Annotated in this window: 16 protein-coding genes; 4 read left to right on the top strand and 12 right to left on the bottom strand. The window is 62.2% G+C overall.

All coding sequences use genetic code 11. The annotated features are described in order from the left end of the window. The first annotated feature begins 110 nt into the window (after window positions 1–110). Window positions 111–1,616 carry an exopolyphosphatase gene (ppx, locus tag BLU26_RS10150; protein ID WP_092286295.1) on the top strand — a complete coding sequence of 502 codons (1,506 nt, stop codon included), beginning with the start codon at window positions 111–113 and terminating at the stop codon, window positions 1,614–1,616. On the opposite strand, the gene ppk1 is transcribed toward ppx, so the two are convergent. The 3 genes from ppk1 to BLU26_RS10135 all read right to left on the bottom strand — a co-directional run bounded on the left by ppk1 (window position 1,595) and on the right by BLU26_RS10135 (window position 6,134). Continuing rightward, window positions 1,595–3,814 carry a polyphosphate kinase 1 gene (ppk1, locus tag BLU26_RS10145; RefSeq protein ID WP_092286293.1) on the bottom strand — a complete coding sequence of 740 codons (2,220 nt, stop codon included), beginning with the start codon at window positions 3,812–3,814 and terminating at the stop codon, window positions 1,595–1,597. The genes ppx and ppk1 overlap by 22 nt on opposite strands. Window positions 3,815–3,825: 11 nt before the next feature. Further along, window positions 3,826–4,794 carry a porphobilinogen synthase gene (gene hemB, locus BLU26_RS10140; protein ID WP_231702063.1) on the bottom strand — a complete coding sequence of 323 codons (969 nt, stop codon included), beginning with the start codon at window positions 4,792–4,794 and terminating at the stop codon, window positions 3,826–3,828. Between the two features lie 107 nt (window positions 4,795–4,901). Beyond that, window positions 4,902–6,134: a GGDEF domain-containing protein gene (locus tag BLU26_RS10135; RefSeq protein WP_092286289.1), complete on the bottom strand. Its 1,233-nt coding sequence runs from the start codon at window positions 6,132–6,134 to the stop codon at window positions 4,902–4,904. 370 nt (window positions 6,135–6,504) lie between these two features. Here BLU26_RS10135 and BLU26_RS10125 point away from each other — a divergent pair, with 370 nt between their 5' ends. Together BLU26_RS10125 and BLU26_RS10120 are read left to right on the top strand one after the other, a co-directional pair. Continuing rightward, window positions 6,505–7,104 (top strand): DUF6436 domain-containing protein, encoded by a 600-nt coding sequence (locus BLU26_RS10125; protein ID WP_092286285.1) that lies wholly within the window; start codon window positions 6,505–6,507, stop codon window positions 7,102–7,104. After that, window positions 7,070–8,584 carry a methyl-accepting chemotaxis protein gene (locus BLU26_RS10120; protein ID WP_092286283.1) on the top strand — a complete coding sequence of 505 codons (1,515 nt, stop codon included), beginning with the start codon at window positions 7,070–7,072 and terminating at the stop codon, window positions 8,582–8,584. Before BLU26_RS10125 ends, BLU26_RS10120 begins: the two co-directional genes overlap by 35 nt. Before the next feature lie 3 nt (window positions 8,585–8,587). Here the strand turns inward: BLU26_RS10120 and BLU26_RS10115 are convergent, their stop codons facing one another. Beyond that, window positions 8,588–9,037, bottom strand: coding sequence for a YaiI/YqxD family protein (locus BLU26_RS10115; RefSeq protein WP_092286281.1), 450 nt, complete (start codon window positions 9,035–9,037; stop codon window positions 8,588–8,590). Continuing rightward, window positions 9,034–10,944 carry an ATP-binding cassette domain-containing protein gene (locus tag BLU26_RS10110; RefSeq protein ID WP_092286279.1) on the bottom strand — a complete coding sequence of 637 codons (1,911 nt, stop codon included), beginning with the start codon at window positions 10,942–10,944 and terminating at the stop codon, window positions 9,034–9,036. The genes BLU26_RS10115 and BLU26_RS10110 overlap by 4 nt, the downstream gene beginning before the upstream one ends. Window positions 10,945–10,995: 51 nt before the next feature. Between BLU26_RS10110 and BLU26_RS10105 the strand changes: the two genes are divergently transcribed. Next, entirely contained in the window at window positions 10,996–11,475 is a 480-nt protein-coding gene (locus tag BLU26_RS10105; RefSeq protein ID WP_092286277.1) for a TIGR02444 family protein, read from the top strand. 7 nt (window positions 11,476–11,482) lie between these two features. On the opposite strand, the gene BLU26_RS10100 is transcribed toward BLU26_RS10105, so the two are convergent. From BLU26_RS10100 to BLU26_RS10070, 7 genes are all read right to left on the bottom strand, one after another. Then, window positions 11,483–12,019 carry a hypothetical protein gene (locus BLU26_RS10100; RefSeq protein WP_092286275.1) on the bottom strand — a complete coding sequence of 179 codons (537 nt, stop codon included), beginning with the start codon at window positions 12,017–12,019 and terminating at the stop codon, window positions 11,483–11,485. Window positions 12,020–12,035: 16 nt separating this feature from the next. Next, a complete protein-coding gene (rsd, locus tag BLU26_RS10095; RefSeq protein ID WP_092286273.1) occupies window positions 12,036–12,509 on the bottom strand; it encodes a sigma D regulator in 474 nt (157 codons plus the stop codon). Between the two features lie 92 nt (window positions 12,510–12,601). Continuing rightward, a complete protein-coding gene (locus tag BLU26_RS10090) occupies window positions 12,602–13,123 on the bottom strand; it encodes a DUF3833 domain-containing protein (RefSeq protein ID WP_092286271.1) in 522 nt (173 codons plus the stop codon). Window positions 13,124–13,141: 18 nt separating this feature from the next. Further along, complete coding sequence (locus BLU26_RS10085; RefSeq protein WP_092286269.1) at window positions 13,142–13,651, bottom strand: disulfide bond formation protein B; 510 nt, start codon at window positions 13,649–13,651, stop codon at window positions 13,142–13,144. Between the two features lie 165 nt (window positions 13,652–13,816). Further along, window positions 13,817–14,305 (bottom strand): protein-export chaperone SecB, encoded by a 489-nt coding sequence (secB, locus tag BLU26_RS10080; RefSeq protein WP_092286267.1) that lies wholly within the window; start codon window positions 14,303–14,305, stop codon window positions 13,817–13,819. A gap of 61 nt (window positions 14,306–14,366) precedes the next feature. Next, entirely contained in the window at window positions 14,367–14,624 is a 258-nt protein-coding gene (gene grxC / locus BLU26_RS10075; RefSeq protein WP_092286265.1) for a glutaredoxin 3, read from the bottom strand. Window position 14,625: 1 nt separating this feature from the next. Further along, the gene (locus BLU26_RS10070; RefSeq protein WP_092286263.1) at window positions 14,626–15,048 is read right to left on the bottom strand and encodes a rhodanese-like domain-containing protein; all 423 of its coding nucleotides are present in this window, start codon (window positions 15,046–15,048) and stop codon (window positions 14,626–14,628) included. Between the last annotated feature and the right edge of the window lie 170 nt (window positions 15,049–15,218).

Genomic DNA, 15,218 nt, shown 5'->3' with positions numbered 1-15,218 from the left:
GGCGAAGCGGAAGCTGGAGGCTAGACAGTGCACGGCGTGGCCGCCGCAACCGACAACTGTCACCTATCGGGTGCTAGAATCGGGAGATAACTGACTCAAGGGACGACTGCATGGCTGACTCACAACAGAATGACCACTCGCTGGTAGCAGCGATTGATCTTGGTTCCAACAGCTTTCACATGGTGTTGGCGCGGGTTGATCAGGGCGAGATACGGATTCTGGAACGCCTTGGCGAAAAAGTGCAGCTGGCCGCCGGGCTGAATGACGAGCGCATGCTCAGCGACGAGGCCATGCAGCGTGGTCTCGACTGTTTGCGCCGTTTCGCGCAGTTGATCAACGGCCTGCCGCCGGGTGCGGTGCGCATCGTCGGCACCAACGCACTGCGCGAGGCGCGTAACCGCGGCCAATTCATTCGCCAGGTTCAGCAGATCCTGGGGCATCGCGCTGAGGTGGTGTCCGGCCGTGAAGAAGCGCGTCTCATCTATCTGGGGGTATCTCACACCCAGGCTGACGATGGCGGTCGGCGGCTGGTGGCCGACATCGGTGGCGGCAGCACCGAGTTTATCGTCGGTGAGCGTTTTGAATCGCTGCTACGCGAGAGCCTAAGCGTCGGTTGCGTATCCTTCAGCCGCCAGTTCTTTGCCGATGGCAAGATCACTGCCGCTCGTTACAGTCAGGCTTACACGGCGGCGCGGCTGGAGTTGATGAATATCGAGCAGGCGATTCATCGCCTCGGCTGGACCGAAGCCGTGGGCGCCTCGGGTACCATTCGCTCGATCGGTCAATGCATTCAGGCTGCCGGCAAGGGTCAGGGTGAGGTCAATCGCGAAGGCCTGCAGTGGCTCAAACGCAAAGTGCTGAAGGCGGCGCACGTCGACAAACTCGACATTCAGGGATTGAAGGCGGATCGCCAGCCGATCCTGCCAGCTGGTTTGGCCATCCTTGAGGCGATGTTTGATGCGCTCGGCATCGAAAACATGGCGCATTCCGAAGGCGCGCTGCGTGAAGGGGTGTTGTACGACCTGTTGGGGCGCCAGCAGCATGAGGATGTACGCGAGCGTACGCTGAGCGCGCTGATGGAGCGTTATCACGTTGACCTTGAGCAGGCGGCACGGGTCGAAGACAAGGCGCTGCGACTGATGCGCAAGGTTGATGACCAGTGGCACCTCTCGGCCAGCAAGCAGGCGGATCTGTTGATTTGGGCGGCGCGGGTGCACGAGGTGGGGCTGGATATCGCCCATCACCAGTTCCACAAGCACGGCGCTTACCTGATTGAGCACTCCGATCTACCGGGGTTTTCCCGTCAGGATCAGCAGGCCCTGGCCTTGCTGGTACGCGGGCACAGACGGAATCTGCCGAATGCCGAGCGCCTGGGTGAGTTTGGTGACGATGCCGGTACCCTGCTGCGCCTGTGCATGATCTTGCGCCTGGCGATTCTCTACCATCACATCCGCGGCAATCAGGATATGCCGGAACTGGCGGTAGAGGCGGGGCAGGACTATCTGGTGCTGAACTTTCCGGAAGGCTGGCTCGAAGCCAACCCGCTAACGCAGGCTGACTTCGACCAGGAGGCCCTGTATTGGGCCAAGGTCGGTTACAGGTTGACCGCGCGCTGAGGCGAGTTGGCCAGCTTCTCCAGCAGCGCGGTCTGCGCGCTGCGCGGGTTCTGGTTGCCGCTGGGTGAGTTGAGTACGTAGGAGCCATCGCTCTGCAGAATCCAGCTGCGGGTGTTGTCAGTCAGAAACACCTGCAGCTCCTGCTTGGCACGGGTGATCAGCTTCTTGCCTTCGAGCGGGAAGCAGGTCTCCACGCGCTTATCCAGATTGCGCTCCATCATGTCGGCACTCGACATCCACACTTGATCCTGTCCCTCATTGAGGAAGTAGTACACGCGGCTGTGCTCCAGGAAGCGGCCGATGATCGAGCGCACCGTGATGTTGTGCGATACACCGGGAATGCCCGGACGCAGGCAGCACATGCCGCGAATGATCAGGTCTACCTTCACCCCCGACTGCGACGCCTTGTACAGCGCCTTGATGATCTTGGCGTCGGTCAGGGAGTTGGCCTTGGCGATGATGTGTGCCGGCTTGCCGGCCAGGGCGTTCAGGGTCTCGCGGTTGATCAGCTCGAGCAGACGCTTTTTCAGCGTGAAGGGCGCTTGCAGCAGCTTTTTCATGCGCTGTGTCTTGCCCATGCCGATCAACTGGTTGAACAGCTTGTGCACGTCTTCGGTGAGCGCCAGATCCGAGGTCAGGATGCTGTAGTCGGTGTACAGGCGCGCGTTGCCGGCGTGATAGTTGCCGGTACCCATGTGCACGTAGCGCTTGAGGCTCTTTTCCTCGCGGCGCAGGATCAGCATCATCTTGGCGTGCGTCTTGAACCCGACTACGCCGTAGATCACCACGGCGCCGGCCTGCTGCAGGCGGCTGGCCAGCTGCAGGTTGGACTCCTCATCAAAGCGCGCGCGCAGCTCGATCACTACCGTGACCTCCTTGCCGTTGCGCGCCGCTTCGACCAGGGCGTTGACGATCTCGGAGTTGGCGCCGGTGCGGTACAGCGTCTGCTTGATCGCCAGCACGTTGGGGTCCTGCGCGGCCTGGCGCAGCAGGTCGACCACCGGGCTGAATGATTCGTAGGGATGCAGCAGCAGGATGTCCTGCTTGCTGATCGCCTGGAACAGGTTGTCGGCGCTCGACAGCAGCTTGGGAATCCCCGGGCTGAAGGTCGGAAACTGCAGCTCCGGGTGGTTTTCCAGGCCAGTGATGGAGAACAGCCGGGTCAGGTTGACCGGGCCATTGACCTCGTAGAGTTCGGCTTCGCTCAGGCCAAACTGACGCAGCAGAAAGTCGGTCAGTGGCTTGGGGCAGTTGTCGGCTACTTCGAGGCGCACGGCATCGCCGTAGCGACGCGACAGTAGCTCGCCGCGCAGGGCGCGGGCCAGGTCGTCGACTTCATCGGGGTCGACGATCAGGTCGGCGTTACGGGTCAGGCGGAATTGATAGCAGCCCAATACTTTCATGCCGGGGAACAGGTCATCGGCATGCGCGTGAATCATCGACGACAGGAAGACGAAGTTGTCGCCGCCATCGCACAGTTCATCGGGCAGACGAATCAGTCGCGGCAAAGAGCGCGGCGCCGGGATGATCGCCAGGCCGGAATCACGGCCAAAGGCGTCGATGCCCTCGAGCTGTACGATGAAGTTCAGGCTCTTGTTTACCAGCAACGGGAAGGGGTGCGTCGGGTCGAGGCCGATGGGGCTGATGACCGGCGCGACCTGCTGACGGAAGAAACGACGAATCCACAGGGTCTGCTTGTGCGTCCACTGATGACGGCGAACAAAGCGGATACCCTTTTCGCTCAGGGCCGGCAGCAGAATGTCGTTCAACAGGCTGTACTGGCGGCTCACGTGGTGGTGCGCAATTTCGCTGATTTTACTCAGCACCTGTTGCGGCTGCAGACCATCGGGGCCGGTCTGTTCGCGGGCGAAGGTGATCTGCTTTTTCAGGCCGGCGACGCGGATTTCAAAGAACTCATCCAGGTTGCTGGAAAAGATCAGCAGAAATTTGAGGCGTTCCAGCAGCGGGTAGGATTCATCCAGCGCCTGCTCCAGCACCCGGATGTTGAACTGCAGCTGCGACAGTTCACGGTGAATGTAGAGCTCGGGCGCATTGATATCGGCCAAGGGGGCGGCATCCGCCGGCTTTTCGGTGACCGTTGCCGGGCGTGGCACCAGTTCTACCTTGGGGGCGGTCTCGGCGGTGCTGGTTGCCGCGTCGGGCTGACTGTTGTCGCGGCTGCTGTTGAGCTCTGCCATGGGGGCCTCGTTCAGTTTGGTTGTCGTTCGCGCAATTGGCGCGCAGCGGTTTTGGCGAAATAGGTGAGGATGCCGTCGGCGCCGGCGCGCTTGAAGGCAATCAGCGATTCGAGAATCACCGCATCGCTGAGCCAGCCGTTATTGATGGCGGCGCAGTGCATGGCGTACTCGCCACTGACCTGATAGACGAAGGTAGGTACCTTGAAGGTGTCTTTTACCCGGTGGACGATATCCAGATAGGGCATGCCGGGTTTGACCATGACCATATCGGCACCCTCGGCCAGGTCTGCGGCAATTTCCTGCAGGGCTTCATTGCCGTTGGCCGGGTCCATCTGATAGGTCGCCTTGTTACCCTTGCCGAGGTTGCCGGCGGAGCCGACCGCGTCGCGGAAGGGGCCGTAATAGGCGCTGGCGTATTTGGCGGAGTAGGCCATGATGCGGGTGTGCACATGGCCGGCGTCTTCCAGTGCTGCACGCATGGCGCCAACCCGGCCGTCCATCATGTCGGAGGGGGCGACTATGTCGGCACCGGCTTCAGCGTGGGACAGGGTTTGCTTGACCAGCGTCTCGACGGTGATGTCGTTCATCACGTAGCCGTGCTCGTCGATGATGCCGTCCTGGCCGTGGGTGGTGAAGGGGTCCAGGGCGACATCGGTGATCACGCCAAGCTCGGGAAAACGGGCCTTGAGGGCGCGGGTTGCGCGTTGCGCCAGGCCCTCGGGATTGTAGGCTTCGGCGGCGTCGAGCGACTTTTTCTGCAAGGGCGTGACGGGGAACAGCGCAATCGCCGGAATACCCAGCTCGACCAGTTCGGCAGCCTCCTCCAACAGCAGATCGATCGACAGGCGTTCGATCCCCGGCATCGAGGCAATGGCTTCGCGCTGGCCTTCACCTTCCAGCACAAAAACCGGATAGATCAGGTCGTCTGCCGTGAGGGTGTTTTCCCGCATCAGGCGGCGCGAAAAGTCATCGCGACGCATGCGGCGGGGACGGCTCAGGGGGAACGGACGCTGGACAAAAGACTGGCTCACAATAACTCCGTTGGTGCGGTGGAATGGGATCCACTATGCACCTATCTGGTTGACGTTTATACGTCCAGATTATGACGGAATTGTGACAACAGGCGTAAGGCCATTTGGTCTTCGAGATCGGCGCCGGGTGCCGGGGCCAGCTCTACGCGATTGCGCCCGAGCGCCTTGGCGCGGTACAGCGCGGCGTCTGCGGCGCTCAGCAGGGTGTTGAAATCGTAGCCGTGATGTTCAGAGCACGCGACCCCCAGACTGACGCTCAACCATACCGGTTTTGACTCGGACTCCCAGGGGTTGCTGCACAGGCCCTGACGAATACGCTCGGCCACCTGGGCGGCCCGCTCGGTATCCAGGCCCGGCAGGATCAGGGTGAACTCTTCGCCACCAAAACGGCCGAGCAGATCATCGCTGCGCAGATGCTGACCGATTCGCGCGACCAGGTGACAGAGCACGGCATCGCCGGTCTGATGGCCAAACTCGTCGTTAATGCGCTTGAAATGGTCGGCATCGACCATGATCAGCGTGACTGGCTGACCGCGTTGTGCCATCAGGTTGAGTAACACATGTGCCTGCTCCTGCAGGCTGCGGCGGTTCAGGGTGTTGGTCAGGGCATCGCGCTCAGACAGTCGGTGCAGCGCTTCGGCGGTGCGGTAGTGGGTCATCAGGATGAAGCCGCTGGCCATACCGATCTGCGCAAGCATGGCGCCGAGCAGGGTGAGATTCTGCAATGGGCTGTCGAGTACCGGCAGGTCGCTTTGCCAGCCAAACAGTACCGCCAGTGGGCGCGCCACCAGACAAAAGCCATACAGCAGGGCGATGCTGCCACTGAACCAGTAGGCGGTGCGTAGGGGCTGGGCGGCGCGGATAAGCAGTTCGCGCGCACACATCAGGCACAGGCCGCCGAGGGTGACCGAGCTGACGGCGTAGCGGATATCGAGGCGGTCCACCTGGAAGCGGAAAAACCACAGCAACAGCATGATTACCGCGGCTGCACAGATAGGCCCCCACTGTGGCTGGCTGCGACCCTTGAACGCTCGCACGCCGAGCCAGACCACACCGAGGCCCAGCGTCATCAGGCCGTTGGCGAGCACCACCGACAGGCTGTGGTGCAGGTGTTGCTGGTTGACGTTGAGCAATAGTCCGAGCATCAGCGCACAGTTACCCAACGCCCAATGCCGCAGCCCCTGTTCGGTGCCGGCGTGCCAGGCTGCCAGCGCCAGCAGTAGCGTCATGCTCAGGGTCACCAGCGTCAGGGTGACAGTCAGGGTAGTCAGGTCAAGTGCGGCAAGCATCAGCAGAGATCATCCTCGCGCGGCGATGAGCTGCCGGCACTGTGCGTAGTCTTCCATGGGCTAGAGCGGCAGCTTGCCGGTCGCGGCTGCCATACCCACGAAAAAAATCAGGGTAATGTCTCGGGTTGCTGCAACGGTAAACCAAGCTTGACGGGCTGCAAAGGCGTCAGCCTCGGTTGATTGGCCAGGATGTGGCGGGGTTTGCACAAATCGATGCAAATGCACGGTGGAAGGCAGGGCAGGCGCCGTAATACTGTACAAGGCTTGTACAGGTGTGCTGGCCATGTGCTAAGGTTGCGCCGCGCTCATGCCTGTACGGCGAGGTGGTGTGGCACAATAAGTGTCCCTCAATATGCCCCGGACCCCTGTAATGCGCCCCTGGATTCGCCGTGTTCTCACTCTGTTGCTGTTGCTGGTCTGGCTCGCGGGGCTGGTCTGGGCCTACTGGTGGTTCGAAGCGCGTTACATCAAATCCTTCGAGCGCCCAGCGTACTTTGCGGGTGAGGCAGTGGCGCCGCCCTTTGCGCCAGGGCACGTACAGGTACTACACGTGTGGCAATCTGGTTGCCCCTGCAGTGCCGGGCACGAAAGCTACGTAGATGAAATGACGCAGCGCTTTAGCGCGCAAGGGGTGCAGTTTGCCCGCGCCGGCCAGCGTACCACTGAGGGCCTGACCGATGGTCTCAAGGCCTTGCCGTACTGGCCGATACCCGAGGTATGGGCGGGCTGGCCCGGCGCGCCGTCCATTGCCATCTGGGATGCGCAGGGAAATCTGGCCTATGTAGGCCCCTACAGTGATGGAGCTCACTGTACAACTGACAGCAGTTTTGTCGAGCCGGTGGTGCAGGCCTTGCTGGCCGGACGCAAGGTGAGTATCACACGCCAGGACGCGGTGGCTTGCCTGTGTGATCTTGATCCTGATGAGAGGTCTGTCGATGAACCCGAGCATTCCCCAATCCCTCAGCCTTGATGCCCATTACCTGCAGGCCGACCGGGTCATGCTGGCCGTGCTGTGGTTATGCCTGCTGGCGTCGCTGGCGCTGGCCGGTTGGTACGAGACCTGGGCGCAGGCGCTGATAGTTGCCGGTGGCACCCTGCTGGTGATGCACGCTTTGCATGCGCTGGCCAAAGGCAGCCGCGTCTTTCGCTGTGCCATGGGCGCCGCTTTCATGGTTATGGCCGCGCTGCATATCAACCAGAGCCACGGCACGCTGGAAATGCACTTTTCCATTTTTGTGCTGCTGGCCTTCCTGATCTACTACCGTGACTGGCTGCCGATCGCGGTGGCGACGTTGGTGATTGCGGTTCACCATTTCATGTTCTTCTACTTGCAAAGCCAGCAATTGGGCGTTTGGCTGGCCAAGGGCGTGACCTTCGGGCTGGTGTTTGTCCACGCCGGCTACGTTGTCGTAGAGGCAGCGGTGCTGATCTACTTGGCCCGACTGGGTTACCGTGATGCGCTGGAAGGTGAGGCGATGGGGCGTGCGACGGCCATGATGCTGGCCTCAGGCAAAGGGGTTGACCTGACTTACCGGGTGCCGATGCGCACACCCATGATCGACTCCTTCAATAATCTGGTAGCGGGGCTGGATGTCATGGTGGCCGACGTCGGCGGCAACCTGCAACGGCTTGCCGAGGTGGGCGATGCGGTCACCGGCAAGTCGGCTGCGGTGCGCCAGAGCGCGGAACGCCAGCAGGACGAAACCCACTACATGGTGCAGGCCATGCAGGAGCTCAGTCAGGCTACCGCCGAGGTAGCGCGCAATGCCGCTGAAGCGGCCGGCGCATCGGAAGGTGCCGACCGCCACGCACAGCAGGGGCACCAGGCGATGCAGGATATCCGGCAGGAAGTAGGCTCGCTGCAAGCCAATATTCGGCGCACCGGTGACGCAGTCAACGGCGCCGCTCAACTGGCGGTTGATATTGATCAGGTGGTGGATGTGATCAAGGGCGTAGCCGAACAGACCAACCTGCTGGCGCTTAATGCCGCCATTGAGGCCGCGCGCGCTGGCGAGCAGGGGCGGGGCTTTGCGGTGGTCGCCGACGAGGTTCGCAATCTGTCGCAGCGCACGGCGCACTCTACGGCAGAAATTCAGGACTTTATCGCGCGCCTACAGCAGGCATCGGAAGAGGCCCGCGGCGCCATGCAGTTGAGTCAGGGCTCCGTATCGCGCTGCATGACAGTGACTGACGACAGTGTGCAGATCCTCGCCGGCATTGTTGATGAGGTGGCCGGTATCGCCAAACTCAACAGCAGCATAGCCTCCGCCACGCAGGAGCAGGCCGCGGTGGGTGACGATGTCGCCCAGCGCCTGCAGGGCATCGGCGATATTGCCGTGGCCAATGCCGATCAGGCCGCCGAGCTGGCGCGGCAGGCTGCAGAACTGGAGCGGGTGCGCGGTCAGCTGCAGGGCGACGTCAGCCAGTTTATAACCAGTCGCCGTGGCTAGGGTTCAGGCGCCGCGGGCGAGTAGCCGGTCCAGTGCGTTGGCGAAGGCCTGCTTGTCGCGGTCGCTGTAAGGCGCCGGACCACCGCGCCCAGCCAATCCGGCACCGCGTAGCTCGTCCATGAGGTTGCGCATGGCCAGACGGTCGCCGATGCTGGCCTTGTCGTAGACCTGACCACGCGGGTTGATGGCGGTTACCTGGCGGTCGACCAGACCAGCGGCCAGCGGAATGTCGGCGGTAATCACCAGGTCTCCCGGACGTGCCTGCTCAATGATGTGATGGTCGGCGGCATCCGCGCCGGCCGACACTATCACCTGACGCACGCCGGGGCCCGGTGGCAACTGCTGGGCGCTGTTGGCCACCAATACCAGTTCGATCTGCTTGCGCCGCGCGGCCTTGACCGCCACGTCGCGCACGGGGCGTGGGCAGGCGTCGGCATCAATCCAGAGAATCATTCGGCGGCCAAGGCAGCCTGCAGGCTGTCGAGTTCTTCGTGGGCCTGCAGCCAGGCTTCTTCCAGCTCGGCAACGCGCTGCTGGGCACTGGCCTGGCGGCCAAGCAATTGTTTCAGCTGATCCTTGTTGACGGCTTCGTACAAGGTGCTGTCACCTAGCAGGGCTTCCACTTCGCTGAGTTCGTCATTCGCCTTGGCCAGTTGCTGCTCCAGCTTGTCCGCCGCCTTTTTCAATGGCGCCAGGCGTTGGCGTTGTTCGGCAGCGGCGCGGCGCTGTGCCTTGGCATCAACCTTGGGTGTGCTGCTGGCGTCGGGCTGCGCGGCGGCGGCCTGCTGCTGGCGGAACTGCGCCAACCAGCGGGTATAGCTATCCAGGTCTTCGTTATAGGTGGCGACCTTGCCGTCGGCGACCAGCCAGAGCTCGTCCGTGGTGTCGCGGATCAGCGCCCGGTCATGCGAGACCAGCAACATGGCGCCTTCGAACGCCTGCAGTGCGATGGTCAGCGCGTGGCGCATTTCCATGTCGAGGTGGTTGGTCGGCTCATCAAGCAGCAGCAGATTGGGTTTTTGCCAGGCAATCAGCGCCAGCGCCAGGCGGGCCTTCTCGCCACCAGAAAAGTGCTCTACCGCCTGATCGATGCGATCACCCTGGAAGTCAAAGCCGCCGAGGAAGTTGCGCAATGTCTGCTCGCGCTCATCCGGCGCCAGTCTGGCCAGGTGCAGCAGCGGGCTGGCGGCGGGATCCAGGCTGTCGAGCTGGTGCTGGGCGAAGTAACCAATGGCCAGGTGCTCGCCGGTTTTCAGTTCGCCGCTGATCAATGGCAAGGTGCCGGCCAGCGATTTGATCAGCGTCGACTTGCCGGCGCCGTTGGGGCCGAGCAGGCCAATGCGGGCGCCGGGCGCCAGCTGCAATTTGACATCGGCAAGGATGGGTTTGCCCTCGTAGCCGAGCTGGGCCTTGTCGAGATCGAGCAGCGGGGTGGACTGATTGGCCGCCTCGCGGAAGCTGAACGAGAACGGCGAGTCGATGTGCGCCGGGCTCAGTTCTTCCATCCGCTCCAGGGCTTTCAGCCGGCTCTGCGCCTGACGGGCCTTGGTAGCCTGGGCGCGGAAGCGGGCGATGTACTTCTGCATGTGTTCGCGCTGCGCCTGCTGCTTCTCGAAGGCCGACTGCTGCTGCGCCAGCCGCTCGGCGCGGGTGCGCTCAAACTGGCTGTAGGCGCCGCGATAGAGGTTCAGTTTCTGACCTTCCACGTGCACGATATGCTCGACCACGGCGTCGAGAAAATCGCGGTCGTGGGAGATCAGCAGCAGGGTGCCGGGATAGCTGCGCAGCCAGTCCTCGAGCCAGAGAATAGCGTCGAGGTCGAGGTGGTTGGTCGGCTCATCGAGCAGCAGCAAATCGGACGGCTGCATCAGTGCCTGTGCCAGATTGAGGCGCATGCGCCAGCCACCGGAAAAATCCCCTACCGACTGCTCGCATTGCTCAGTTGTGAAGCCCAGACCGGCCAGCAGCGTGCGTGCGCGACTGTCGGCAGTGAAGCCGTCATGGCTTTCCAGTTCGCCGTACAGGCTGCCCAGCTGCTCGGCGGCCTGCTGCTGCTCGGCCTGCTGCAGTCGGCGTTGAATGTCGCGCAAGCGCCGGTCGCCGTCGAGCACGTAGTCGACGGCGAGGCGGTCGAGATCTTCGATTTCCTGGCGCATGTGGGCGATACGCCAGTCCGCGGGCAGGCTGCATTCGCCGCCATCGGGTTCGAGTTCGCCGCGCAGCAGGGCAAACAGGCTGGACTTGCCGGCGCCATTGGTGCCCAGCAGGCCCACTTTCTGGCCGGCATGCAGGGTAAGATTGGCGTTGTCGAGCAGCCGCAGTGGGCCGCGTTGCAACGTAAGGGATTCAATGGTGATCATGGGGCACGAGTATATCAGCGCGCCGTGTCGCTGTGAGCAGTGGAGTGAGCAATGAACGAGGTTAATCCGGATCTACGCAGTTGGGCGCTGGACTGTTATGCCTGGCCGGGCGTAGCGCCAGCGTTGCTGGCGTTGCAGGATGAGTGCGGGCAGGATGTACTGCTGTTGCTGACGGTCACCTGGCTCTGGTTGCAGGGGCGGGCGGTGCCTGTCCAGAAGCTGAATTGGTTGCTGCGTCAGCACAGTCCCTGGCAGCAGCAAATCATCGAACCCTTGCGCCTGGTGCGGCGGCGTTTGAAGCAGGACCCGGCGGCGCCAGCGCTGTATCAGCAGGCGAAGCGGTTGGAGCAGGAGGCCGAATTGCTGCAGCTGGTGCGGCTGCAGGACTGGGCGCTAGCGGTGGCTGAGGCGACAGAAGGTGAGTTGCGTGACCACTTGCTGGCGCTGAGCCGCGTGCAGCAGCTGACGTGCGCTGAGCGTTTGGAGGTTTTGCTGGCGGCGTACGCGGCCGCTGCCGAAGCAGCGGCGTAGATCGGTTTCAGTTCGCCGGCGGAGTGGCAGCCGCTTTCGGCTTGCGCGCAGCGGCGGGCTTGCTGTTGCGCTGGGCGGCCGGGCGACGAGCGCGCGGCTTGGCGGGCGGCTTGGGGTTGTCGCGCTTGTCGAGCGCCTGGGCAACCTGGCTGTCGATGCGTTCAAGGCCCTTGGCCAGGCGCAGCGTCTGGCGTACGTCGCTGGTGAGTTGTTTGATGTAGCTCTCGGCTTTTTGCCGCGCTTCATGCAGCTCCAGCTTGGCGGCTTCCAGCTCGGCCAGTTTCTTGCGCGTCTTGTTGGCCGGTTTGCCCGGCTGCTCGGCTTCACGGCTGCTGAGTTTCTGCTGGGTCTGGCTAAGCTTGAGGTCGAGCTTTTCCTGCTGGCGCTGCAGTTTCTCCAGTGCCTTGCGGGCATCCTGTTCTGCTCGGGCGCAGGCGTCGGCCAGATGCTCGTTAAGCGTTCTGGTCATGGTCTGCAGCAGGTGCAGGGGGTTGGATACCGGGTCGCTGACTTTCGCGGCTTTGCTGTTGTCGGTGCTGGTCACTGGCGTTTCCTGTGGCTCAGACGGTGCTGAGCATGTCCTTGTGAGCGGTATGCAGTACTTCGATCAGGCAGTCTTCCAGCTCGAAGCGCTCATGCAGTAGGCCGCCAAGGTGATGCAGGCGCGCTTGCATGGTCTCTTCGTCAACGCCGCAATCGGGTTGGCCGTAGGTGTCGTTGAAGGTGACCGCTTCACGGGTGATGGTTTCGATACGCGGGTAGACCTGGTGGGCCAGCTCGATGCCGCGCTGATCCTTGAAATCTTCCGCTTCGCGCATCAGTTGTTCGTAGATTTCAAAGTGGCCGGCGGAGAGATAATCGACCAGAGTGTCGCAGAACGCGGCGAGCTCGGTATCGGGTGCGCTGCTGGGCGCCTGACGTTTGCGCAGTTGGGTGTAGTTCATGACCATCTGCTTGCGCTCGGCAAGCCAGCGATCGATCAGCTGGTGAACGCCGCCCCAGCGCTCCTGGGAGTTTGTGCAACTGTCCAGCATCTTCCACCTCGTCGAAGGGGGCCGGCGTGCCGGCACAATGGGTGTGTCTCGTCTCGTTGTCGCAACAGAATAGGCCAGTCAATGGCTGCGCTTCAACGTTTATAAAAGTTGAGTGTGATGCTGCCCAGGGTAACGCCCCATTTGCTCATGATCGCGCGGTTGAGCATGACCTTTTCGTCAATCAGATACATGCGGTCATCCAGGTCAACAACCCAGGTTCGACCGTCCACCGGCAGGCGTAAGCGGTAGGCCCAGTGGAAGGCGTTGCCGGCCACTTTGCCAGTGGCTACGCCTTCTACGTCATCCGCAGTGCCCTGCCAGCTGCCGTCGCTTTGCCGGGTCAGCGTCCACACGCGGCGTTCGGTCGAGCCGTCGGAATAGGTGAAGCGCTCATCCAGGGTGCCGGTATTGCCCTGCCACTGGCCGGTCATCTGCACATGGAAGCGCTTGACCACCTTGCCGCTACGATCCTGAAACATGCCCCAGGCCTGCAGGTCGCCGTTGAGGTAATCCGGCAGAGAGAGCGCGGGCTGTTCGGCGGCGTACTGTTCCACGTCGGAGCTGGCGCAGGCCGCCAGCGTGCAACACAACAGCAGTATCAGCAACGTTTTCATGCCGGGCTCCCGGTGGTTTCAGTCGACCTTGCGCAGTAGCTGCATCAGGCCAAAAACGGTAAAGCAGACGAAGGCGATCAGGGTGCCTTCGGCAATGCTCAGGCCGAGGAAGGTCCAGGTAACTTCCGCGCATTGGGCGGTGCCGCTGAATACCTGGCTGAGCACTTCCCAGAAGGGCAGGGCTTCGAGCATGTAGTCGAGCGGCAGCATGCAGGTGGGTACCTGATCCGCCGGCAGGTGCTGCAGCCAAACCTGGCGCGCAGCCGTGGCGCCACCGAACAGGCTGGCGAGGATCAGCAGCACGGCGTAAACCCGGGCGCCGGTGCGCTTGCCATTGCGCGGGGTAGGGTTGTGCAGTACGGCAGCCAGACACAGCAGGCCGATCACAATCACTGCCATGCGTTGCAGAATGCACAGGGGGCATGGCTCCAGGCCAACCACGTGTTCCAGGTACAGGGCGGTGCCCATCAACAGTACACAGACGATGAAAGCGAGCAGGTAAAGGGGGCGGGAGGCCGGCAGGGTCATGCGATATTCCGTCTTCTGCAAAATTGCGGTTGCTTACCTTAGAGCATGCGCTGCGTGGCGCACAAGGCAAAAGTCGGTTTACGGGGTGCTGTGGTTGCGGACGGTAGCAAGCGGGGGATAAAAGGTGTGGCGCGCCTTTGACAGGTCGCGCCACATCGGTCGCAATCAGGCGGTGCCAGCGGCTTCCTGAGTGCGGCGCTGTTCTGCCTGTGCATAGAGCGCGTCGAAGTTGACCGGCGACAGCATCAGGGGAGGGAAGCTGCCACGCAGCACCAGGTTATCGATCGCCTCGCGTGCATAGGGGAACAGGATGTTCGGGCAGAAAGCACCCAGGGTGTGACGCAGTGCGGCTTCTTCCAGACCATTGATGGCGAAGATGCCGGCTTGCTGCACTTCGGCGATGAAAGTGGTTTCGTCTTCGCCGTTGGTCACAGTGGCGTTCAGGGTGAGCACGACTTCGTACATGCCTTCCTGCAGCTGGGTGTGACGGGTGTTCAGGTCGAGGTTGACCTGCGGATTCCACTGGGCCTGGAAGACGCTGGGCGACTTGGGCGACTCGAAGGAGATGTCCTTGGCGTAGATGCGCTGCAGGCTGAACTGCGGCTGGCTGGCTGCGCCGTTGGCGGCTTGATTGTTCTGGTTTTCGTCGGCCATGCTCGATCCTTAATCTATATGCTCGTTAGTGTGGTTTTAAGCGTTGTAATTATCTGGCTGGTTACCCTGCCAGCAGGCCGCTGAGTTGTCCAGCGCGCTCGCAGGCAAAGAGTTCATCGCAACCGCCAACGTAGGTATCGCCGATCCAGATCTGCGGCACCGAGGTGCGACCGCCGGCCAGGCGCGTCATTTCGGCGCGCACCGCGGGGCGCCCGTCTACGTTGATTTCCTGGTAGTCGGCCTGCTTGCGATCCAGCAACTGCTTGGCGCGAATGCAGAATGGGCAGTAGTTGCTGCTGTAGATGACGACCTTGGCCACGTTATTTCACCAGTGGCAGGTTGTCTGCACGCCAGCCGCCGATACCGCCGGACAGTCGCGCAACCTTGTCATGGCCTGCTGCCTTCAGCTGCTTGGCGCAACCGCCGGCATGCTGGCCTGCGGCGCAGACCAGCAGCAACGGTTTGCCCTTGTGCTTGTCCAGCTCGTTCAGGCGGGTGGTCAGGCTATCGAAGGGGATGTTGATCGAATCAACGATATGGCCGGCGGCAAAGTCTTTCTTCGGCCGTACATCGACCACCACAGCGTTCTCGCGGTTGATCATGGCGGTAGCTTGCTGGGTGCTGACGGCAGAGCCGGATTTGCGCCCTTCGGTGAACAGCAGCAAGCCGAGCACAACGAGGAAGGCAGTGGTCAGCAGGTAGTGCGCGCTGATGAATTCAATCAGGTGTTGGAGAAACTGCATTAGGACGCTTCCGAAATCGATAAAGTGGGCGAGTATACACCAAGGCTGCGCCGGAAAAGCGCACGTTGGTCAGCTGTGGGCAAGCGCGGCAGGCTACCAGCGCAGCCGTTGCCGCGTCGAGCATGACAGGCCGCAGCGCGGCAAGTAAACTGTGGGCCTGATTTTGTCGC

It is taken from the genome of Halopseudomonas sabulinigri, assembly GCF_900105255.1.
GTDB lineage: Bacteria > Pseudomonadota > Gammaproteobacteria > Pseudomonadales > Pseudomonadaceae > Halopseudomonas > Halopseudomonas sabulinigri.
The sequence above is the reverse complement of the archived record's forward strand: the minus strand, read 5'-3'. Positions and strand labels throughout refer to the sequence as shown.